The sequence below is a fragment of the Bradyrhizobium sp. P5_C12 genome (assembly GCF_054049735.1).
This window is the reverse complement of record NZ_JBFULU010000005.1, coordinates 128,305-150,761: the sequence shown is the minus strand read 5'-3', so window position 1 is coordinate 150,761 and position 22,457 is coordinate 128,305. Positions and strand designations below refer to the sequence as shown.

Sequence of the window (22,457 nt, the reverse complement as noted above, 5' to 3'; positions counted from 1 at the left end):
ATTGAGCGCGGTAGCAATTGCTGGCCGAGGCTCAGGCCCGTTGGTCAGCCCCGGAGAGGCTCAGAACAGGCCGATAATGTTCGCCACCACATAGAGGATCGCGATCAGGATCAATGCGCCGATCACGACGAAGGATATCTCGACCGCGATGGCGCCGGTGCCGAGCGTGGCGGCGACGGCGGCAAATAGGCGCTCCTCTCTGAATATCAACGAGAGGACCGAGAGCAGAATGGCGAGCAGGCCGAGCGAAATTGCGGTGACGGAAGCCGGTTCGCTCCAGCTTCTGCCGGCCGATTTCTCGACCTTCGGCGCCTGATACTCCACGCCCTTCACGCGTGCGATGATGCGGTCCTTGATGCGGTGTCCGGTGTCGACGACCACCTGGTCAACCGGTGGCGGCGGATACACGATCGGCACGACCCAGTGCGGCAGAACGGCTGCAATGAAGGCCAGCAGGCCGATGAGGCTCCCGATCACGCCAAGGCGGAGCGAGGGGATAGCAGGCTTCAATGCGGGCGCACTCATGACACAGCGTTTCCCGGCCGGAACGGGCCCAATGGATCTAAGCCATTTCGTCGCGATTGCGGGTGGTGAGGTTCAGGGGGTGCCACGCGCGTCAATTGCGGAACAAATTGATTGCGCCGCCCTCGCCTTTGACTTCGAAATACATGAGATCGATGTAGATCGCAGCTGCAAGAATCAGGGCTCGCTCATCGTCTGTCAGGCCGGGTTCTAAATATTCCACCAGAAAACTATCGCGGTCCGTGAACAGTTCATAGCCGAGGCCAGACCATTTTTTCGCAACGCGCGCGTGCTCTCGCCCTCCGCGCATAAACGGAAAGGTCCATACGCGCCAAAATGGCGAACTGACTTCGAGCACCACTCTCCCCTGCGCGTCGTGCACATGGAAGCTCTTGGTCAAGATCGAAAACTGACGCTCGATGTTTCCAATCAGGCGGCCGTCGCGCGACCGCAGCTCCAGACACTGAAAGAACAAGCGGAAGGGATGAATCCCGCGCACGACCGGTTGTCGAGCATTGTCGAAAAAATGAAGCTCAAAGGAGCGCCAATGCCCAAATGCCTGGCGCCACAAGAAGCCGAGAATTCCCTTTTGCTGTTCGGCCGCATAGAGCAGATCGTGGCCATTTTCATCGCAGATGCGATATTTGTTGCGGGTTTCGAAGCCGAAGATCTCGGCCATTTCGAAGACCTGCTTCACGTACATTCGGCTCTGCTCGGCTAGTATCGGCAACATTTCGTTCGGACCTTTTCCAAGATTACCCTCGGTCCATCGCACCGGCTCGCACTTCGGCTCCGGGGCTCTCGTCCAACGTGCTGAGGGAAATTCGCGCCGGCAACGCGGCAGGTGGCCAATGGGTCTACGCCACTTGGTCGCGATTGCGGGGGGTGAGGTTCAGGGGCACGCGGCGGGTCTAGAGCGCGACAGGGCCACGTTCGGTGTTGCCGCGAACGGTGGTGCGCTCCCCCCCCGCTTGCGGGGGAGGGCTGGGGAGAGGGTGTCTCCACGATCGAGATAGTCCCTAGGTGGAGAGAGCCCCCACCCGGCGCTTCGCCATAGCCGAGGCTCTGCCTCGGCGTCTTTTGAGAGGACGGCCGCCGAAGGCGACCTACGCCTCCCCCGCAAGCGGGAGAGGTTGCAGCGAGTGTGTGGCTAGTAGCTTTAATCTAAAGCCCTTCGGCCTCAGATATCGATGGTCGCGCTCAGCGAATGTTCCTGGATGAAGTCGCGGCGCGGCTCGACCACGTCGCCCATCAGCTTGGTGAAGATGTCGTCGGCCTCGTCGACCTCCTTGACCTTCACCTGGAGCAGCGAGCGCACATTGATATCCAGCGTCGTCTCCCAGAGCTGTTCCGGGTTCATCTCGCCCAGACCTTTGTAGCGCTGCAGCGTGACGCCCTTGCGGCCGGCGTCGGTGACCGCTTCGAACAGATCGACCGGGCCGTGGACGGGGAGCTCGACATCCTTGCGCCGCAGCTTGCCGGGGCGGGCATAGACGTCCTGCAGCTTCACGGTGTACTCGTCGAGCTTGCGCGCCTCGACCGAGCCCAGGAAGGCGTCGTCGATGAGGGCGGCTTCCTTGACGCCGCGCACCGTGCGCTCGAACTGGAAACCCTGGCCTTCCACATACTGGCCGACCCAGCCGCGCTCGACCTCCTCGGCCTGGTTGTCCAGCCGGCCGGCGATGTACTGCGCGGCAGCAGCCGCTTTTTCCGGATCGCCATAGATCGCCTTGTTGAGCACGCCGGTGATGGCGGCCTGCTCGATCACCTTGCGATTGTAGCGGCTGTGCAAATTGCGCAGGACGCTGCGGACCGTCCGGGCATCGTCGACCAGCGAACGCAGGTCGCGGCCGGTGCGGTCGCCGCCGTTGCCGGGAATGTAGACGCAGTCATCGAGCCCGGTATCGATCAGATAATCTTCGAGCGCCCGCTCGTCCTTCAAATACTGCTCGGACTTGCCGCGCGAGACCTTATAGAGCGGCGGCTGGGCGATATAGAGATAGCCGCCATCGATGATGTCGCGCATCTGCCGGTAGAAGAACGTCAGCAGCAGCGTGCGGATGTGGGCGCCGTCGACGTCGGCGTCCGTCATCACGATGATCTTGTGATAGCGCAGCTTCTCGATCGAGAACTCGTCGCTGATGCCGGTGCCGAGCGCGGTGATCAGCGTGCCGATCTGCTCGCTTCCCAGCATCTTGTCGGGGCGCACGCGCTCCACGTTGAGGATCTTGCCGCGCAGCGGCAGCACCGCCTGGAATTCGCGGTTGCGGCCCTGCTTGGCGCTGCCGCCTGCCGAGTCACCCTCGACGATGAAGAGCTCGGATTTCGCCGGGTCCTTTTCCTGGCAGTCGGCGAGCTTGCCGGGGAGCGAGGAGACCGAGAGCGGGCTCTTGCGCGTCAGCTCGCGCGCTTTTCGCGCGGCTTCGCGGGCGGCCGCGGCCTGGATCACCTTGCCGACGATCATCTTGGCTTCGGACGGGTGCTCCTCGAACCAGGCCTGGAGCGCTTCGTTCAGCACGTTCTCGACCACGGGGCGCACTTCCGAGGACACCAGCTTGTCCTTGGTCTGCGACGAGAATTTCGGGTCCGGCACCTTCACCGACAGCACGGCGGTGAGGCCTTCGCGGCAATCGTCGCCGGTCAGCGCGATCTTTTCCTTTTTCGCGTTGGCCTCGGCATAGCCGTTGACCTGGCGCGTCAGCGCGCCGCGGAAGCCGGCGAGATGGGTGCCGCCGTCGCGCTGCGGGATGTTGTTGGTGAAGCACAGCACGTTCTCGTGGTAGCTGTCGTTCCACCACAGCGCGGCCTCGACGCCGATGCCGTTGGCCTCCGCGCGCACCATGATCGGCGCCGGCACGATCGCCTTCTTGTTGCGGTCGAGATATTTGACGAACTCCTCGACGCCGCCGGAATAGTGCATCTCCTCGCGCTTCTCGACCGCGTGGCGCATGTCGGAGAGGGCGATGTTGACGCCGGAATTGAGGAAGGCGAGCTCGCGCAGCCGGTGCTCGAGCGTCGCGAAATCATACTCGATGTTCTTGAAGGTTTCCGTCGAGGCCTGGAACGTCACCTCGGTGCCGCGCCTGCCGGGCGCGTCGCCGACCACCACCAGCGGGGCGACGGCATCGCCATGGGCGAACTCGATGTAGTGCTCCTTGTTGTCGCGCCAGATCCGCAAGCCGAGCTTGCTCGACAGCGCGTTGACGACGGAGACGCCGACACCGTGCAGACCGCCGGAGACCTTGTAGGAGTTCTGGTCGAATTTTCCGCCGGCATGGAGCTGGGTCATGATGACCTCGGCCGCCGAGATGCCTTCGCCCTTGTGGATGTCGACGGGAATACCGCGGCCGTCGTCGCGCACGGTGACGGAATTGTCGGCATTGAGGATCACGTCGACGCGCGTGGCGTGGCCCGCGAGCGCCTCGTCGATGGCGTTGTCGACGACCTCGTAGACCATGTGGTGCAGGCCGGACCCGTCGTCGGTGTCGCCGATATACATGCCCGGGCGCTTGCGGACGGCATCGAGACCCTTGAGCACCCGGATCGATTCCGCACCGTAATCGCTCGGATTTGAGGGTTCGTTTTCGGCAGGCGTCTGCCGAGCAGGTTCTGTCATGAGAGGCCTTCGAGATGTCGCCCGAATCAGCGGCGCAAAAGGCGCTGATTTGCAGGCTATTTGTGCCATGAAAGACAGATTGCGCCTAGCGCAAAGTATCCTCCGGCAACCCTTTGAGCAGATAGGGTTTTTTAGCCGGTTTTCAAGCCTCTCGAAGGCCGATTCTGGGCACTGCAAAAAGCGCGATTCGAGGGCCCGTTTTGGGGCTCTGAAAGGCGTGTTTTTTGCGGGTGGAGAGGGTGGTTCCGAGGTGCCGGTTGGAGCATTGGTCCTTGGTGGAGTTGGTCGGGCCACGGGCTCGCTGCAACCTCTCCCGCTTGCGGGGGAGGCATAGGCCGCCTTCGGCGGCCGTTCTCAAGCAACGCCGAGGCGAAGCCTCGGCTATGGCAAAGCGCCGGGTGCGGGCTCTCTCCACATTGGAAGTGTCCATTGTGGAGGCTCCCTCACCCCAACCCTCTCCCGCAAGCGGGAGAGGGAGCGCACCTGTTGCGTGGCGGCTCAATACATCTGAAGCGGCAGCACGTCGCCGGTTGGCCCTACCATGAGGCCCCAGGCGTCGCCGGCGGCGACGGTCAGGCTCTCGGTGCGGACGGGGTGCCCGGGCAGGCGCAACGCGTACTGATACTTGCCGGGCGGCAGGTCGAGCATCGGGCCTTTCTGCGATTGCGGGCCGCCGGCGCCGGCCGCGACCTTCACCGTCTGATTGTTGATCGTCAGCGCCGCGTCCTTCGGTCCGATATTGCCGAGCATCAGCCTGGCCTGTCCCGCCTTCGGCATGATGTCGGCCTTGGTTGCGGCATCCGGATTCTTCTGCACCAGATTGACAATGGTCTCGCCCTTGGCGCGGCCGAGCTTGAGCACGGCCGGGCCCAGCGGCGAGGTGAAGGCGATCTGCGCGCGTTCTGCGGACACGGTCGCGCCGTCGGCCTTTTCCTGCCAGCCGAGCTTGGAAAGCTCCGCACGGTAGAACGCCAGGACGTCGCCGAGCGGGGCCGGGATGCTGGCCTCCAGCTCGCGGCGGAACGGCGTCTCGCTGCCCGGCATTTTCGTGGACGCGAGCGAGGTCGACGAACGCTGCGTCGGCACCGGGAGTTGGGATTCGGTATCGGGCTTCAGCGGCTCGGAGGACCTGGCCTGCATCTCCGTGCCGGCCGCAGCCTTGCTCTCAGCCTTGGCCGCGGCCATCACCAGGCCCGATCCGTCGGCGCGGACACTCACCTTCGGGCCCATCTGCATCACGGTCATCGAGATCGACTTGCCGCCTTTCGAGAACGCCATCACCGCCATGTTGGGCTGGTTGATGACGGAGGGCTGCTCCTTCCAGCCTGCGGGCCTCAGCGCGGCGCGATAGAACGCGGTGAGCGCTTTCACGCTCGAGGTGGAGGAGAATTCGAGCCGGCCGTCGTCGCCCGCGAATTTCACGCCTTCGGCGTTTTCGGGCAGCGGCACCGGCGTCGTGGTGTCGGCGAGCGCATTGAGCGACGCGTCGGACAGCGCGGCCGCCTGCACCTTGCGCTTGGCTTCATCCGCGGCGATGAGCTGCTGGGCCGCGCCCAACGCATCGCCAAGGAACTTGTCGTCGGCGTCCTTCTTCGCCCTGGCGCGGGCGGCAAGCGCCTCCTCCTTCACCTGCGCGGTCAGGCTGACCATGGTGAAATCATATTTGCGGCCGAGCCGCAGCACGCCGGTTTCCTCCACCGAGGAGATCTTGATCGCCACCTCGTCGCCGGCTGCGAGCGGCGCATTGCCGTTCTCCTGCCAGCCGCGCGCGGCGAGCTCGCGATGATAGAAGGCGAGCACCGCGGGCAGCTCCGCCATCGCGGCGGCCGTCATCTCGCGCTTGTTGGAGCTTGCGCTGCCGATGCCCCTGGCCGTCTTGGTCGGATTCGGCCGTGGCAGGCCGGCAAGATCGTCATCGGCTTTGAGCTCGCTGGGCAAGGCGAAGGGCGCGACCCGGATGTCCACATTGGTGCGGCCGTCGTCGCGGCGCGTCAGCGTCAGCATGACCGGCTTCTGCTGGTAGAAGCCGGTGTCCTTGCTATCAGGGTGCGCGTAGAACGCGCGCAGGCCGTTGGGAACGGTCTGATCCAGGCTGGTCGTCCAGCGTGCGGCGGTTTCCGGCGTGAGTTTCTGCCAGCCGATCGCGGCCATCTGGCTGGCGCAGAAATCCGACGTCGCATCGAGCGCGCCGGGCGCAATGCAGCCGAGATAGGGCCTTGTGCCGTCGAACATGATGTCGCTCGCGCCGTCAGGGAACGGCACGTTCGAATAGATCCGGTCGGTCGAGTAGTGGACCACGGTCTGGTCGGGCCGGCCGAGGGCTTGCGTGAGATAGACCGAAAGGCCCTGCCTTCCCTTCCTGAAATTCAGCGTGGTGCTGTTCTCCTCCAGCGGCCGCACATAGGGCACCCATCCCGCAGCGCTGAGGAGCTTTTTCACCGCCGGCGATGTCACGGCTTGCGGCGTCGGCATGCGATATTCCACGCGATAGGGATCGGGGCGCGAGGTGTCTTCCACCGCACCCTCGAGCTGCGGCAGCGCGTGGACGTCGACGATGCCGTCGTCCGCCGCGCGCGCGGAAAGCGGGGTGCTCGCCATCGCGAGAACGCCACAGGCAAGCAGCAGCCATCTTGCCGGGACTTGCGCCCCGCGCCGTTTCATCGACATCGTCAAAACTCCTGGATTTCGCGCGGGTCTTCAATCCTCGCGCGATTGCAGGCTGCGACACCGTCGGCGCGGCCTCAGACAACTAGTCGCGGCGGGAACCGGGCAGGTTCAACGGGGCTCAATACAGCAGGAGCGGCGACCATGCCTCTCCGTCGCGCCCGACGGTGAGCTCCCAGGTATCGCCGGCCGCGAAGTCGAGGATATGCGTGGTGGCTGGATGGCCCGGCACGTTCACCTCGTAGGAATATTTGCCGGGCTGCAGATCCAGCGACACCGCGCGGGTGCCGGCGGCACGCTTCAGGGTCCGGTCGTTGATCGTGAGCGTGGCGTCCGTATCGCTGATATTGGAGAACACCAGCATCGCCTGGCCGGGCTCGGGCATGACGTTCGCGTTGGTCGCGACGGATGCGTTCTTCTGCACGAGGTCAACCCTGGTGCTGGAGTCCTTGCGGTCGAGCGCCAGCATGCCGGGTCCGAGCGGGGAGACGAAGGCGAGCTGGATGTGATCGGCGGAGACCACCGCGCCATCGTGCTGCTCCTGCCAGCCGAGCTTGCCGAGCTCGGTGCGGTAGAAGGCGAGGACATCGCCGAGCTCGGCGGGCACGGTCGCCTCCAGCCTGGTGCGGAGCGGCGTCTCAACGCCCGCGACGATGGTGGTGTGAATTCCGCGGTAACTGTAGCGGGTCGGCGCGGGCAGCTTGGTGTCGGGATCCGGCGTCAGCTCGGCCGCGAACAGCGACGACACACGCGGCACCCATGCGCTGGCGCTTGCCGCGAGCATGCAGATCGCGAGGAAAACGAGGCCGCACGCAAATGCCCGCCATCGTGCCGAGGCTTGCGCCCCGGGCATTACCGTCCGCATCTGTCTCTCCAGAGATGTCGCGCGTGATGTCATTGCGCGATGGGCTACGGCTGCGACAGCGCCGGCGCGGCCTCTGGCAACTAGTCGCAGCCTGAACCGGGCAGGTTCAAGAGCGGCACCTAGCGGCGCGTGCGAACCTGCCCGTTCTCGACGTCAAAGACTTCGCCGCCGGCGCCGATCTCGGCGAAGGCGGCCGGGTCCGCGCCGGTCAGCCACACCTGCGCGCCGAGCTTGCGGAGCTCCGCGAACAGCGCGCTGCGCCGGTTCGGATCGAGATGGGCGACGACCTCGTCGAGCAGCAGCAGCGGCACGATGCCGGTCATCTCGGCCACCAGCGTCGCATGCGCCAGCACGAGGCCGATCAGCAGCGCCTTCTGCTCGCCGGTCGAGGCGTCGCGCGCCGGCATGCTCTTCGGCGCATAGATCACCTGGAGATCGGTGAGATGCGGCCCGTCCGTAGTGCGGCCGGCGATGGCGTCGCGCGGGCGGTTGTCGCGCAGGATCTGGCGGTAGCGGTCCTCGACCGCGGTGGCGGTCTCGGTCAGCAGCGCGTTCTCCATCCAGCTGTCGAGCGCGATCTGCGCCGACGGGAAGGCGGATTGTTGCGCGCGGGCGTTCAGCATGCCGGTCAGCCGCGCCGCGGTCTGGCCGCGCGTCGCCGCCACCGCGACCGCGAGCTCGGCGGTCTCGCGCTCGATCGCGTCGCACCAATGGTCGTCGTAATTGCGCACCTCGAGCAGGCGGTTGCGCGAACGGAGCGAGCGTTCAAGAGCATTGATGCGGCTGGAATGCTCGCTGTCGATCGCCAGCACCAGACGGTCGAAAAAGCGCCGCCGCTCCGAGCCCGCGCCCATGAACAGCCCGTCCATCGCCGGCGTCAGCCATACCATGCGGATGTGGTCGCCGAAGGCGGTCGCCGAATTGACCGGCTCGCGGTCGATGCGGCAGCGCCGGCTCACCGCGCTGTCGGGGAGCGGTGCGTCGATGCCGGTGCCGAGCGTGGCGAGCCCCAGCGCGCCCTCGACCTGCGCGGAGACCGCCCAGGAGCCGTCGCCCTGGTTGTCGGCGACGTCGTCCAGCGTCGCCCGCCGCAAGCCGCGGCCCGGCGACAGAAACGAGATCGCCTCGATGCAATTGGTCTTGCCCGCACCGTTCGGCCCGACCAGCGCCACCATGTCAGCCGCCGTCTCGAGCCCCGCAGCCCGGTAATTGCGAAAATGCGTCAGCGTCAGGCGATGAATGCGGGAGGGGGTCATATGATCCGTTTTCCGTCATGCCCGGCCTTGTGCCGGGCATCCACGTTCTCAGTCTCCCAAGACGTGGATGGCCGGGACGAGCCCGGCCATGACGCATGTAGTCAATACGTGAAGAGGCCGGTAGCCCTCACACCCGCATCGGCATCAGCACATACAGAGCGCTCTTGTCGTCGCGGTCCTGGACCAGGGTCRGCGAGCCGGGGTCGGCGAGCTTGAGGGTTGCGACGTCGCCTTCGATCTGGGAGGCGATGTCGAGCAGATAGCGCGAGTTGAAGCCGATATCGAGCGCGTCGGAGGCGTATTCGACCTCGAGTTCTTCGGTGGCGCTGCCGGAATCCGGATTGGTCACCGACAGCACCAGCTTGCCCGGCGACAGCGAGAGTTTGACGGCACGGCCGCGCTCGCTGGAGATGGTCGAGACGCGGTCGACCGCGTTCTCAAAGTCCTTCTTGTCGACGACCAGTTCCTTGTCGTTGTTCTGCGGAATCACGCGGCCGTAGTCGGGGAAGGTGCCGTCGATCAGCTTCGAGGTCAGCACCACATTGCCGATGGTGAAGCGGATCTTGGCCTGCGACAGCTCGATCGTGACCTCGGCCTCGTTGTCCTCGATCAGGCGCTGCACCTCGCCGACCGTCTTGCGCGGCACGATCACGCCGGGCATGCCGTCGGCGCCCTTGGGCTGGACCAAATCGAGCTGGGCGAGGCGGTGGCCGTCGGTGGCGACCCCGCGCAGGGTCGCGGCCTTGGCCGTGCCCGCGGCGTGCAGATAGATGCCGTTGAGGTAATAGCGCGTCTCTTCGGTCGAGATCGCGAACTGGGTGCGGTCGATCAGCCGCTTGACGTCCTTGGCGGCGAGCGAGAACGAATGCGACATGTCGCCGGCGGCGAGATCGGGGAAATCATTCTCCGGCAGCGTCTGGAGCGTGAAGCGGGAGCGGCCGGCGCGGATCGCCAGCACCGCGCGGTCGCCGTCGGCCTCCAGCACGATCTGCGAGCCGTCGGGCAGCTTGCGCACGATGTCGTAGAACATGTGGGCCGGCACGGTGGTGGAGCCGGCGGTCGCGGTTTCCGCCGCGAGCGTCTCCGTCACCTCCAGGTCGAGGTCGGTCGCCTTCAGCGACAGCTTGGCGTTCTCGGCGCGGACCAGGACGTTGCCGAGGATCGGAATGGTGTTGCGGCGCTCGACCACGCGGTGCACGTGGCCCAGCGATTTCAGGAGTTGCGCGCGTTCGACCGTAACCTTCATTGCACTACTCGCCCGATCCCCAAGGAAACACAACGTCGAAAAGGCCGGGCGGCCGAAACGCGCGCCGCGGCACCGAAGACCCCAAAAGCCGGATCATCCAGCCGATATGACCAAAGCCGTCAGGGTCGCGCAAGGTGGCGCGGATGGCCTTGGGATTCAAGGGATTGGGAGGCAGTTCCCCACGATTTACAGGCAATTCGATGCCGCCGCGGCGGGGCTGTGCTCCCTCGCCCCGTTCTTACGGGGAGAGGCATAGGCGGCCTACGGCCGCCGTTTCTTCAAAGTTAGCCAGGTGAGGGGGAGTCTCCGCGGGGGAGGTGAGAGTTGGACTTACGGAGAGTCCCCCTCACCCGGAATCCGCGCTTTCAGCGTGCATTCCGACCTCTCCCCGCAAGCGGGGAGAGGTGAAAGAAAGGAATAGGCGTTTATTCCTGAAGCTGGCGCTTCAGCGACTCGACCTCTTCCGACAGCGCCGTGTCCTTGGAGACCAGGGCCTCGATCTTGCGCACGGCGTGCAGCACCGTGGTGTGGTCGCGTCCGCCGAAGCGGCGGCCGATTTCCGGCAGCGAGCGCAAGGTCAGCGTCTTGGCGAGGTACATCGCCACCTGCCGCGGGCGGACCACGTTGGCGGTGCGGCGCGAGGACAGCAAGTCGGAGCGGCTGACATTATACTGCCGCGCCACCACGCGCTGGATGTCCTCGATCTTGATGCGCTTGGGCTCCTGCGGCCGGATCAGGTCGCGCACCTCGTGCTCCGCCATCTCCAGCGTCACCGGCCGGTTGTTGAGCTTCGAATGCGCCAGCAGACGGTTGATCGCGCCTTCGAGATCCCTGCCGTTATGGGTGATGGCGCGGGCCAGATAGGTCAGCACCTCCTCGGGCACCTCGAAGGTCGCGTGATGGGCGCGGGCTGCTGCGACGCGCGACTTGAGAATGCCGTGCCGCAGCTCTTCGCCGAGCGAGCCCATCTCGACCACGAGGCCGCCGGCCAGCCGCGAGCGCACGCGATCATCCAGGCTTTCGAGATCGGACGGCGGACGGTCGGCCGCGATCACGACTTGGCGGCCGGCGTCGATCAGCGCGTTCAGCGTGTGACAGAACTCGGCCTGGGTCGACTTGCCCTGCAGGAACTGGAGATCGTCGATCACCAGCACGTCGATGCCGCGCAGCGCTTCCTTGAAGGCGAGCGCCGTCTGCGTCTTCAGCGCGGCGACGAAGCCGTACATGAATTTTTCCGCGGTGAGATACAGCACCTTGCGCTCGTTGCCGGAATTGCCGGACCAGGTCACCGCCTGCAAGAGATGCGTCTTGCCGAGGCCAACGCCGGCATGAATGTAGAGCGGATTGAACATCACGGGGTCGCCGCGGCGTCCTTCCGCGACCTGGCGCGCGGCCGCATGGGCCAGCGTGTTGGAGCGGCCGACGACGAAGCTCGCAAAGGTCAGGCGCGGATCGAGCGGCGAGCCGCCGAGCGCATCATGATTGGCCGAGACCGGCGCGGTCGCGGTCGAGCGCAGCTCGGGTGCCGGCGCGCGGCGCGTCTCGACCGGCGCGGGCACTTCCTTCTGCACGACGGGACGCACCGCGGTTCGCACGGTGAGATCGATGCGATGCACCTCCGGCATTTCAGCCTGCCAGCAGGACAGCACGCGCTCGGCGTAATGGGCCTGGATCCAGCTCTTCAGGAAGCGGGTCGGAACCGAGAGCCGCACGCTCTCCTCCTGCACGCCTTCGAGATCCATGCGCGCAAACCAGCTCGTATAGACGTCTTCGCCAACGCTCGAGCGCAGACGTCCCTTCACGCGTGACCAGCGATCCTGTTCCGGTGTTGTCATCGTTTGAAACTTTTCTTCAGAGATAAGGGTGCGTGGTGAACGCCATGCAGGGTTCCTGCCATCAGGGTTCCTGCCATGGCGGGACCTCAAGCGATTCCATTCTCAGGCATGGTTCGACCGTCCGGCGAGAACGCCGCGTCCGATCAGCGATGTCAGAGATGGAGGGGTCGCGAGGTCAGCGCGTACTCGGCGCTCCGTCACACGCGGGAGGCTGGACGTCGGACTGATCTAAGACGGCATCGGTGGAGTGGGAAAATAGTTTTAATACCGCGTTGAGTCCGTAAGACATGATACCTCCCCGTCCTGCCGTGATTGCTCACGACAAGGTCCTGCGTGTCCTGAAGACAACCGCGTCAAAAGCCGCGGATGTCCCGCCCGTCTGTACTAGTCGTCCGCTCGGCTTCGCCGTCAGGCGTGTCGGGGTAGCTTCAAGTGTCTCGCATAAGCGCTTGGATCCCGCTTGGAGACATTCAGACAAAGAGCTACTATTCCCATATTGCTATGGGTTTTTAACCGACAATCGCTTGTTGAAGCGTCGCCAACGTGCACACCGCCGCCGATTTGCACGCTCGCCCCGTTTCCAAAACCGCGCTGGTCTCAAGATCGTGGGCGCCGCGAACGACTTAAGGAATACACTAAGCGGAAAGACTCGCAACGGAATTGATTCACACTTGAGGCATCAAAAAACTTGATCTGCGTTAACGCCCCGCGTGAGTTGTTCACAGGCTTGAGAGCAAGTTTTTGAATCAGCGTGTAGAATCGAGAGCGCGACGCGTTGTGTGACAATTCCCGAACGGCGGCCAAAAATATTTTACAAAAGCGTCACGCGAGTGCCGCGTGACCTCATTTTCCAAATGCTTGGCGTCGCTATGTGGATAAGTGATTATCGACGCATCGCTTTTTGAGTCTCGTTTCGCAGGGTAACTCCACTGCAAGATGCACTCCAGTGAATCTACGGTGTGCAGAACCTTCTTGCGCAGCAATTGCATTTGTGCCCGTCCCGCAGGGCTTTTCGCAATGCGGTGAAAGTTTCCGCGATGGCAAAATCACCGCCGAGCAAAGCGCCAAGTAAAACTACGGAACGAAGATTATGACAGCGACGCGAGTCTTCCAACGGAAGATTGGTCGCCCCAACGAACGCAAGCGTGGATAGTGACAGGCAACAAAAAAGCCCGGCATGATGCCGGGCTGATTGATGATCGCGATCATCGAGGAATCGATCGATGACGTCGCCAGCTGACTTGTCAGCTTAGCTGTCAGATCACGTCGCGAGTTTACTTGGCGAGCTTGGCGATCTGCGCGGTGAGCCGCGAGACTTTGCGGCTGGCATTGTTCTTGTGAACGATGTTGCGCTGCGCGGCGCGCATCAGGGCGGGCTCGGCATTCGCCATCGCCTTCAGCGCGGCGGCGCGATCGCCGGTCTTGATGGCTTCCTCGACGGTGCGCACGGCGCCGCGCATCTGGGTGCGGCGCGACTTGTTGACGGCGGTGCGGCGGGCGATCTTGCGCGTCGCTTTCTTGGCGGAAGTGGTGTTGGCCATGGTCTCAAATGTCCTCTGCGGTAACCGGTCGCGTCTTGATCGGGTGGCGCCGGCTGCTTGACCGCGTAATCGACGCTCGGATTTAGGGTGTTCGGTTCAAGGCCGTTCCTGGAACATGAGCGACAGCCTTGCGGCCGTCTCTGAGGCTCAAACTCAAAAGAGCCTGCAACTGCTCAAAGAACAGCGGCGGCAGGATTGCGCCCGCCGCCAGTTGGCGCCCTTATAGAGGGGGTCTGCGGCACCGTCAACGCTTTCAAGGCCCGGAAAACAGGCCTTGAGCGGCCTGGATGAGGGCCGTAACGCCCTGATGAGGTTGAATTTCTGCCGTCTCCCGGCTATTGGCTGGCGACGATTTAAGGGTCGTCCGGTCGGATGATCATATAAGGTGGGGCATGATCCGCGGCTTTTTTCGACTGATTGGGCTGTTGCTGCTCGCAGGCGGTTTCATCTTCATGGTCTATGACGGCGCCCGCTGGGTCGCCGATCAAACCCTGCGGTTCACCCGGTTCGGCCAGTTCTGGAACGACATCAACCAGGCCAGCCAGTCGGCGTTTCGGACCTGGGTCGAGGCCAAGGCGCCCTGGCTCTGGACCTCCGTGATCCGCCTTGTGCTGGATCAGCCGGTTTTCGCCGTCCTCGGTATTCTGGGCATCCTCCTGATGATCCTGTTCCGCCCGCGGAAACCCCTGATCGGCTATTCCCGCGACTGAGCCTTGCGCGCAATCGGCGGCGTAACAGGGCTGCCCCTTGCTGCGTAAAAGCCTATATTCCCACTTGATCGCGAGCACGCCGCCCGAGCGCCTAGCTCAGCCTATCGACTCAGGCTATCGACTTGGGCGGCTGACAGCTCGTTTCGGAGATCCGACCCATGCTGTTCATGCGCAAGACCACCGCATTGCCGAGCGCCGCGGAAGCGCTGCCGGGCCGTGCGCAGGCCATTCCGACTGCGACCACCCATTTCGTCAACGGCGCGAAGCTGCAACCGCCTTATCCCGCGGGCCTCGAGCAGGCCGTGTTCGGGCTCGGCTGCTTCTGGGGTGCCGAGCGCAAGTTCTGGGAGCTCGGCGATGGCGTTTACACCACCGCCGTCGGCTATGCCGGCGGTCACACGCCGAACCCGACCTATGAAGAGACCTGTTCGGGCCGCACCGGCCACACCGAAGTGGTGCTGGTCGTGTTCGATCCGAAGAAGATCTCCTACGAGAAGCTCTTGAAGACGTTCTGGGAGAGCCACAACCCGACGCAGGGCATGCGCCAGGGCAACGACGTCGGCACGCAGTACCGCAGCGCGATCTACACGTATTCCGATGCGCAACTGAAGGCGGCCGAGCAATCGAAAGCGCTCTATCAAAAGGCGCTCGCTGCAAAAGGCCTCGGTGCCATCACCACCGAGATCGCGCCCGCCGGCGCGTTCTACTTCGCCGAGGACTATCATCAGCAATATCTGGCGAAGAATCCGGCCGGCTATTGCGGCCTCGGCGGCACCGGCGTGTCGTGCCCGAGCGGCGTGGGCGTGAGCGCGTAGGCCAGCTCCGGACTCGCTGCACCTCTCCCGCTTGCGGGAGAGGTCGGCGCGTTCCGGGCGATGCGAAGCATCGTCCCGCGCGCCGGGTGAGGGCTCTATCCTCTGGGGGACTATCCCGTTGTGGAGACACCCTCTCCCCAGCCCTCTCCCGCAAGCGGGAGAGGGAGCGCACTGTGGCCGTTGCTCGCAGCGACCAAGCTCCCCTCAACGCTTTATTAACCATACCCGGTGCATCACTTGAGCTGTCTCGTTTCGAGGGATGGCTCCGGTGCCGGTTGCACGCGCGTTTCGATGGTCGATCTTGTCAGCGTCCTTGGCAGCGTCCGCCACGCTTGCCCTCGGCGGCTGCATGCAGACCGCTGGCCCCGTCGCGGTGATGCAGCCGCGCGCCGATCTCGACTCCATGGCCTATGGCCAGCCCTACAGCGCCCCGCAGCCGGTTGTCGTTGCCGACGGTGGCGGCGCCATCGGCGCGCTGCGCAATTCCTTTGCTTCGGCGCCCGCGCCCATGGCTGTCGGCTACGCCGCGCCGATGGCGGGGCCGGGCCGTTACGACGCCTCCTATCATCTCGATGCCGGCGACAAGCTCCGCGTCGTGGTCTACGGCCAGGAAGGTCTCACCAACAGCTACGCCATCGATGCCGGCGGTTCGATCACCATGCCGCTGATCGGCGCGGTGCCGGCGCGCGGCCGCACCACGGCGGGGCTCGCCGGCGAAATCGGCGCACGGCTGCGCAACGGCTATATCCGCGAGCCCTCCGTGGCGGTGGAGATCGACGCCTACCGTCCGTTCTTCATTCTCGGCGAAGTGTCCGCGCCCGGCCAATATCCCTACGTGCCGAACATGACGGTCGAAAGCGCGGTCGCGATCGCCGGCGGCTTCTCGCCGCGCGCCAAGCGCGACGTGGTCACCGTGACGCACACCGAAGCCGGCGGCGCGATGCGCGCCGTGGTGCCGCTCGGCACGCCCTTAAGCCCCGGCGACACCGTGTTCGTCGGCGAGCGCTGGTTTTAAATCTACTTCACGCCGTCATTCCGGGGCGATGCGCCAGCATCGAACTATGGTGCGCGGTTGCGCACCTGAGAATCTCGAGATTCCGGGCTCGCGCTACGCGCGCCCCGGAATGACGGCGTGAGAGGAGCGCGCGCTACATCCCCACCTCATCTCCTGAAATCAAGCCGCCCATTCGGAAAACACCCGTCTATCCGCGCGGCATCGACCACGACCCCGACCCAGGGCCGCGTGATCGCGGGCGTGGTCAGGTTGATGTATTTGCCGACCAGCCGACCCGCGCCGTCGCGTCTTGCGTCGATGAGGCCGTGCCGGCGGCCATCGTCCCAGTCGAACCGCAAGTAGAGCCGCTCGCCCACGAGCCGCACGTCCGCGCGGCCCTGCTTCCATTTCTCCGGCGCATCGCCGGCAATGGTCGGATCGGCGCCGCCATTCCAGCGGCTTAGCCACGTGCCCTCGAGCGGATCGGGCGCGGGGATCGCCGCCCAATGAGCCGCATTGCCGTCGGCTGCGTCGCCGGCCAGCGTGGCGGTCGCGGCGTAGTCCATCACTTCGCGATCGTTGGGCTCGGGGACGTCCATGGCTCCGAACGGATTGCGAATGACGAGGTGCGTGATGGCTTGCTGCATGACGATCTCCGGCGTGAGTTGGCTTGATGACCAGCTCTAGCGCCGGGTGCCAGGCAACAGCCACCCGGTTTCCGCTTTGAGGGGCGCAAACCTCTCCCCTCGTCATTCCGGGGCGTGCGTAGCGCGAGCCCGGAATCCATAACCCCAGTTCGTGGTTATGGATTCCGGGCCTGCACCGCTTCGCGGCGCATCCCGGAATGACGGAAGAGAGATGTGCGCCTTATTTCAAATGCGTCGCGAAGAACGCCATGCTGCGCGGCCAGGCGATGTCGGCGCTGGCCTTGTCGTAGCTCGCGCGCTCGTCGCAATGGAAGCCGTGTTGGGCGCCCGGATAGACGAAGACCTCGACGTCGGGCCGCTTCGCCTTGACGGTCTCGACGTCGGTCAGCGGGATGCCGGAATCCTTCTCGCCGAAATGCAGTTGCGTCGGCATTTTCGGCGTCTCGTCGGCGAAGCGCACGACCGCGCCGCCATAATAGCCGATCGCGGCTTTCAGCCCGGACAACCGCGTTGCCGCGACAAAGGCGACGCTGCCGCCGAGACAGAAGCCGATGATGCCGACGGGGCCGACATTCTTCACCGCATCGATCGCGGCCTGGGTGTCGCGCAGCATCGCCGCCCAGTCCGGATTGGCGACGAACTTGCGCGCTTCCGCGACCTCATCGGGCGAATAGCCCGACTGGAAGTTGGGCGCGGTGCGGTCGAAGATCGACGGCGCGATCGCGACATAGCCCTCCTTGGCGAGGCGGTCGCAGACCGAGCGAATGTGGTGATTGACCCCAAAAATCTCCTGGATCACCACCACCGCGCCCTTCGGCGCGCCACTCGGATCGGCGCGATAGGCGCCAAGCGCAAAATTGTCGGAGGCCGTCAGTTTGATGTCCTGTCCCACGCGGGTTGTCCTTCTTGGTTGAGTGTTGATCTGGAGTCTCGCTCTCTCCCCTCATCCTGAGGAGCGCGCCCTTGCGCGCGTCTCGAAGGATAGAGGCCGTGATGCTTCAGCGTGGCCTTCATCCTTCGAGAGGCTTGCTTTGCAAGCTCCTCAGGATGAGGGGAGGCGGCTATGTGGCCGCTCTCACTCCCACATCCAGTTCTCGCCGTAGTCTTCCTTCCACCCCGCCAGCCGTCCGTGGCGGAATTGCAGGAACAGGCGATGACGGTAAGGGATCAGTCCGCTGCCGCCGATGTTGCGCAGGGCGAGGTAGACCTCGTTGCCGGGACGTCCGCGGACATATTGCAGGGGTTGCCCGAGGGCGCGTGCCGTCTGCCCGGCGTCCATGCCGAAGGCGAGCGGCGTGTTGTTCGAGAGGGTCTCGACGAAGGGCCGGCGCGGCGGCGTCCCACCGAACGGTTCGGCCTGCGCCGGCATCGAGAGAAGCGCCACCATTGCGCTCGCGGCCAACATCGCCTGCTTCATCGTCCACGCCCCTGTCTGGCCTATTCCGGCAAGTTCTTCAGGAAAGGCAGCACCGCGTCAACAAAAGCCTGCGGCTGATCGATGTTGACGGCGTGTCCGGCCGCGGGGATCACGACCTTTTGTGCGCCGGGGATTTTTGCCGCCATGTAGTCGGACGCCGCCAGGAACGGCGTGTCGTCGGCGCCGACCACGATCAGCGACGGCACCTTGATGTCGGGCAAGAGCTCGATGACGCGCGCATCGCGCTGGGTCAGCATGCCGCGTGCGGCCAGCGCCAGTCCCCTGGCGTTGCGATGGCTCGCGGTCGCGCGCTCGCGCGTCGCCGCCTTCAGCACATCGAGGCCTTCGCGATCAAATCTGTCGGCAGTGGCGAGCGCACGCGCGTTCCAGGCATCGCGCGCGTCGTCCTTCTTGAAGCCGGGCCCGGTGTCGATGATCAGCAGTGCGCGGGTGGCTTGCGGATGCGCGCGGGTGAAGGCGAGCGACATGTAGCCGCCGAGCGAGAGACCGCCGATGATGGCACGCTCAGTGCCGATCGCGTCGAGGATGGCCGCCATGTCGCCAACGGTGAGTGCCTCGCTGTATGCCGCGGGATCGTCCGGATAATCGGACTGGCCATGGCCGCGCATGTCCCACAGCACCAGTCTGTGGATCTTCGCGAGCGCGTCGATCTGGCCGTGCCACATCGCCGAGGTCGAGGAATAGCCGTGGGTGAGCAGCAGCGGCGGACCATCGCCGTGGACTTCGTAATAAATCCCGACGCCGTCTCGATTGATCCTTGGCATTGTTTCCCGCCTTTTCTCATTCACTCTAACCACGACGCCGCTGCACCCTCTCCCAAGGACGTCTGCGTCGGCGGTTAGCTCCACTTCACTTCGCCACACTCTAGCGCGCCAAGTAACCTCGAAGAAACCGCCGTGCCGCCATGGCATGCATGCTTGACGCGCTGTCTGTTGCGTTCAGTCGCTGCATCAACGCCGTTGTCGCAATGCACAACAAGCAGGCGTCATCTTTGTTTCGATCGATTCCAAATTGCGTTTGCCTCAACGGCTGAACCCGATCATTCTTGCGGCCAAGGCGGCCGCCAGTCCGGTGGGCGTCCGCTACAAGTTGCCGCCGTAAGCGGCTTCATGCACCGGCAAGGGAAGACGCCTATGCCAACTCTCACCATCAACGGGCGGAGTATGTCCGTGGATGCGGCGAACGACACGCCGCTCCTCTGGGCGATCCGCGAGCAATTGCAGATGACCGGCACCAAGTTCGGCTGCGGTGCAGGCCTGTGCGGTGCCTGCACCGTGCACGTCAACGGCGAAGCCGTGCGCTCGTGCCAGACCATGGTCGGCGATGTCGCCGGCAAGAAGATCACCACCATCGAAGGCCTTGCCGCCAAGGGCGATCATCCCTTGCAGAAGGCGTGGATCGCCGAGCAGGTTCCGCAATGCGGCTACTGCCAGTCCGGGCAGATCATGCAGGCGGCTTCGCTGCTTGCGAAGAATCCCAATCCGACCAAGGAAGATGTCGTGGCGCATATGGACGGCAATCTCTGCCGTTGCATGACCTATTCGCGGATCCAGAAGGCGATCATGCGTGCCGCGACCGAGATGCGCACTGCGTCCGCCTCCGGCAATGAGCGGAGGTCCACATGAATAAGCACGTGAACAACGTGACCCCCGAGACGACCGATCTCAGTCGCCGCTCGTTCCTCGTCGGCACCGCCGCGACCGGTCTCGTGCTCGGCTATGCCGGCGTGCCCGGCATTGGTGAGGCGCTTGCTGCGCCTTCAAACTTCGAGCCGAGCGTCTGGTACGCGATTGCGCCGGACGGTTTGGTCACCGTGACCTGCGGCAAGGCCGATATGGGCCAGCACATCGCCTCCACCATGGCGCAGATCGTGGCCGAAGAGCTCGGGGCGAAATGGAGCGACATGCGCGTTGCGCTCGCCTCCAACGATCCGAAGTTCAACGACCCCGTGCTGGGTGCGCAGATCACCGGCGGCAGCTGGTCGACCATGATGAATTTTGACGCGATGAGCCGGGCCGGCGCCGCCGGACGGATGGCCTTGACCGAAGGCGCGGCCGCCGCGATGGGCGTGCCGGCCGGCGAGCTCGTGGTGCGCGATTCCGTGATCTCGCATCCGAAGTCGAAGAAGCAGATGAGCTTCGCCGACATCGTCAAGAGCGGCAAGGCGACCAAGACCTTCACGCCGGACGAGCTGAAGGCGATCAAGCTGAAGACGCCGGACCAGTACACCATGATCGGCGTGTCGGTGCCGCAGCTCGACATCCCCGCCAAGACCAACGGCACGGCCAAGTACGGCATCGACGTGATGCTGCCGGGCATGGCCTATGGCGCGGTGGTGACGCCGCCGGTGCGCTTCGGCGCCACGGTGAAGTCGGTCGACGACTCGGCTGCGAAGAAGGTGCCGGGCTTCATCAAGGCCGTCACCCTCGACGACAAGACCGGCACCACATCCGGGTGGGTCGTCGCGGTGGCCTCCACCTATACCAACGCCAAGAAGGCAGCTGCGGCGCTGAAGATCGCCTATGACGGCGGTCCCAACGCAAAGCTGTCGAGCGAGTCGCTGCTCGACGAAGCCAAGCGGCTTCAGAAGCTGGAGGATTCCGGCCAGTTCTTCGTCAAGGACGGCGATCCCGCAGCCGCCTTCGGCTCGGCCGCGAAAGTGCTGGAGGCGGAGTACACCACCAGCATCAACATCCACGCGCCGATGGAGCCGATGAACGCCACGGCGGAGTTCAAGGGCGAGATCCTGCACATCTATTCCGGCAACCAGTTCGCGACACGCTCCGGCGCGATCGCGGCGGGTGCAGCCGGAATCGATCCGAAGTTCGTGGTGATGCACCAGATGTGGCTCGGCGGCGGTTTCGGCCGCAGGCTCGATGCCGACATGATGATTCCGGCGGTGCAGGCGGCGAAGGCGATCGGCAAGCCGGTGAAGGTGATCTACACGCGCGAAAACGACATGACGATGGATTTCTCGCGTCCGCTCACCTATCAAAAGGTCAAGGCCGGCGTGGACGGCGACGGCAAGCTCGTCGCGCTCAGCCACGACGTGGTCTCGGCCTGGCCGACTGCGCGCTGGGGAATCCCCGATTTCCTGACGCCCTCGGTCGACAAGAAGGGCCCGCTCGATTCCTTCACGGTGAACGGTGCGGATTTCTTCTACACCGTGCCCAACCATCATGTGCGGGCGATCAAGAACGAGATGGCGCACAACGCAACGCCGTCCGGGCAGCTTCGCTCGGTGGCGCCCGGCTGGACCTTCTGGGCGGTCGAAAGCATGATCGACGAGATCGCGGTTGCGGCCGGCAAGGACCCGGCGCAGTTCCGCATCGCGTTGCTCGACGGCAAGGGCAAGAACGACGGCGGCGCGCAGCGCTTACGCAACACGCTGCTCGCCGCGATGGGGCTGTCCGGCTACGGCACCAGGCAACTGCCGAAAGGCGAAGGCATGGGCGTCGCCTGCGTGTCGTCGCAGGAACGCGCGACCGCGAGCTGGACGGCGTGTGTCGCCCATGTCGCGGTGGCGCCCTCGGGCGAGGTGACCGTGAAGAAGCTCACGGTCGCAACCGACGTCGGCACCCAGGTGCATCCCGACAACATCCGTGCCCAGGTCGAGGGCGCGGCGCTGTGGGGCCTGTCGCTGGCGATGTACGAGAAGGCGACGCTGAAGGACGGTGGCATCGAGCAGACCAATTTCGACAGCTACACGCCCTTGCGCATGAGCCAGGTGCCCGAGGTCGCGATCGCCGTGATCGCCAATGGCGAGAAGGCCACCGGCGTCGGCGAGCCAGCGGTGACGGTGGTCGCGCCTGCCATCGGCAACGCCATCTTCAACGCCTCCGGCGCCCGCGTGCGGGCCTTGCCGATCACGGCCGAAGCCGTGAAGGGTGCGATGAAGGCGTGAGGCTGGTTGCGATTGCTGAATAAGATGATCCGCCGGGGGGCCAACCTCCGGCGGATTTGTTTTGGGGGCCGCCTCCACAATCTCACTGTCATGCGCCGCGAAGGCGGGGCATCCAGTACGCCGCGGCTTCTCGGTTCTAGCCGCGCCGTCTCGGAGTACTGGATCGCCCGGTCAAGCCGGGGCGATGACGGCGGCGGGCGGGGCGGACAGCGCCCTAAATTCCCCTTTGTCATCAATGGCCGTTCTACTGTGCATGGGGTTGTTTTCGCCATTTTTGACTGGAACCGCTGCGCGCGGCGGGATCCGTAAAATTGCGCGTAATTCCGCAGGGTTCCATTGAGCACGCCTCTTAAGGGCCGGAGAACCTGATCCGGCTTAGGCTGACGCACCTCAGTCCCGTGCTC

General features: G+C 64.7%; 18 protein-coding genes. 5 read left to right on the top strand and 13 right to left on the bottom strand.

All coding sequences use genetic code 11. The features are described from left to right. Nucleotides 1-60: 60 nt before the first annotated feature. The 9 genes from ACXJMY_RS06445 to rpsT all read right to left on the bottom strand — a co-directional run bounded on the left by ACXJMY_RS06445 (nt 61) and on the right by rpsT (nt 13,545). Nucleotides 61-525, bottom strand: a complete 465-nt coding sequence (locus ACXJMY_RS06445; RefSeq protein ID WP_456618472.1) for a hypothetical protein — start codon at nt 523-525, stop codon at nt 61-63. 91 nt (nt 526-616) lie between these two features. Then, entirely contained in the window at nt 617-1,255 is a 639-nt protein-coding gene (locus tag ACXJMY_RS06440) for a phospholipid scramblase-related protein (protein ID WP_456618471.1), read from the bottom strand. 447 nt (nt 1,256-1,702) lie between these two features. Continuing rightward, a complete protein-coding gene (gyrB, locus tag ACXJMY_RS06435) occupies nt 1,703-4,138 on the bottom strand; it encodes a DNA topoisomerase (ATP-hydrolyzing) subunit B (protein ID WP_456618470.1) in 2,436 nt (811 codons plus the stop codon). A 498-nt stretch (nt 4,139-4,636) separates the two neighbouring features. Beyond that, nucleotides 4,637-6,805 (bottom strand): hypothetical protein, encoded by a 2,169-nt coding sequence (locus ACXJMY_RS06430; protein ID WP_456618469.1) that lies wholly within the window; start codon nt 6,803-6,805, stop codon nt 4,637-4,639. Nucleotides 6,806-6,923: 118 nt separating this feature from the next. After that, nucleotides 6,924-7,667 (bottom strand): hypothetical protein, encoded by a 744-nt coding sequence (locus ACXJMY_RS06425; RefSeq protein ID WP_456618468.1) that lies wholly within the window; start codon nt 7,665-7,667, stop codon nt 6,924-6,926. 119 nt (nt 7,668-7,786) lie between these two features. Continuing rightward, nucleotides 7,787-8,923, bottom strand: a complete 1,137-nt coding sequence (recF, locus tag ACXJMY_RS06420) for a DNA replication/repair protein RecF (protein ID WP_456618467.1) — start codon at nt 8,921-8,923, stop codon at nt 7,787-7,789. A gap of 127 nt (nt 8,924-9,050) precedes the next feature. After that, nucleotides 9,051-10,169, bottom strand: coding sequence for a DNA polymerase III subunit beta (dnaN, locus tag ACXJMY_RS06415; protein WP_456618466.1), 1,119 nt, complete (start codon nt 10,167-10,169; stop codon nt 9,051-9,053). A 425-nt stretch (nt 10,170-10,594) separates the two neighbouring features. Beyond that, entirely contained in the window at nt 10,595-12,004 is a 1,410-nt protein-coding gene (dnaA, locus tag ACXJMY_RS06410) for a chromosomal replication initiator protein DnaA (protein ID WP_456618465.1), read from the bottom strand. Between the two features lie 1,274 nt (nt 12,005-13,278). Then, on the bottom strand, nt 13,279-13,545 hold the full coding sequence (gene rpsT, locus ACXJMY_RS06405; protein ID WP_354224559.1) for a 30S ribosomal protein S20: 267 nt from the start codon (nt 13,543-13,545) through the stop codon (nt 13,279-13,281). A gap of 392 nt (nt 13,546-13,937) precedes the next feature. Between rpsT and ACXJMY_RS06400 the strand changes: the two genes are divergently transcribed. From ACXJMY_RS06400 to ACXJMY_RS06390, 3 genes are all read left to right on the top strand, one after another. Then, the gene (locus ACXJMY_RS06400; protein WP_027563964.1) at nt 13,938-14,255 is read left to right on the top strand and encodes a hypothetical protein; all 318 of its coding nucleotides are present in this window, start codon (nt 13,938-13,940) and stop codon (nt 14,253-14,255) included. Nucleotides 14,256-14,413: 158 nt separating this feature from the next. Then, nucleotides 14,414-15,070, top strand: coding sequence for a peptide-methionine (S)-S-oxide reductase MsrA (gene msrA, locus ACXJMY_RS06395; protein ID WP_456618464.1), 657 nt, complete (start codon nt 14,414-14,416; stop codon nt 15,068-15,070). 268 nt (nt 15,071-15,338) lie between these two features. Continuing rightward, nucleotides 15,339-16,085, top strand: coding sequence for a polysaccharide biosynthesis/export family protein (locus ACXJMY_RS06390; RefSeq protein WP_456618463.1), 747 nt, complete (start codon nt 15,339-15,341; stop codon nt 16,083-16,085). Between the two features lie 146 nt (nt 16,086-16,231). On the opposite strand, the gene ACXJMY_RS06385 is transcribed toward ACXJMY_RS06390, so the two are convergent. The 4 genes from ACXJMY_RS06385 to ACXJMY_RS06370 all read right to left on the bottom strand — a co-directional run bounded on the left by ACXJMY_RS06385 (nt 16,232) and on the right by ACXJMY_RS06370 (nt 18,913). After that, nucleotides 16,232-16,711, bottom strand: coding sequence for a hypothetical protein (locus ACXJMY_RS06385; RefSeq protein ID WP_456618462.1), 480 nt, complete (start codon nt 16,709-16,711; stop codon nt 16,232-16,234). A 220-nt stretch (nt 16,712-16,931) separates the two neighbouring features. Further along, complete coding sequence (locus ACXJMY_RS06380) at nt 16,932-17,603, bottom strand: dienelactone hydrolase family protein (protein ID WP_456618461.1); 672 nt, start codon at nt 17,601-17,603, stop codon at nt 16,932-16,934. A gap of 183 nt (nt 17,604-17,786) precedes the next feature. Beyond that, the gene (locus ACXJMY_RS06375; RefSeq protein ID WP_456618460.1) at nt 17,787-18,128 is read right to left on the bottom strand and encodes a hypothetical protein; all 342 of its coding nucleotides are present in this window, start codon (nt 18,126-18,128) and stop codon (nt 17,787-17,789) included. 20 nt (nt 18,129-18,148) lie between these two features. Further along, a complete protein-coding gene (locus ACXJMY_RS06370; RefSeq protein WP_456618459.1) occupies nt 18,149-18,913 on the bottom strand; it encodes an alpha/beta fold hydrolase in 765 nt (254 codons plus the stop codon). A gap of 369 nt (nt 18,914-19,282) precedes the next feature. On the opposite strand from ACXJMY_RS06370, the gene ACXJMY_RS06365 reads away from it, so the two are divergent. Both ACXJMY_RS06365 and ACXJMY_RS06360 read left to right on the top strand, forming a co-directional pair. Continuing rightward, a complete protein-coding gene (locus ACXJMY_RS06365) occupies nt 19,283-19,774 on the top strand; it encodes a (2Fe-2S)-binding protein (RefSeq protein WP_456618458.1) in 492 nt (163 codons plus the stop codon). Further along, nucleotides 19,771-22,053: a molybdopterin cofactor-binding domain-containing protein gene (locus ACXJMY_RS06360; protein ID WP_456618457.1), complete on the top strand. Its 2,283-nt coding sequence runs from the start codon at nt 19,771-19,773 to the stop codon at nt 22,051-22,053. The genes ACXJMY_RS06365 and ACXJMY_RS06360 overlap by 4 nt, the downstream gene beginning before the upstream one ends. Nucleotides 22,054-22,457: the final 404 nt, after the last annotated feature.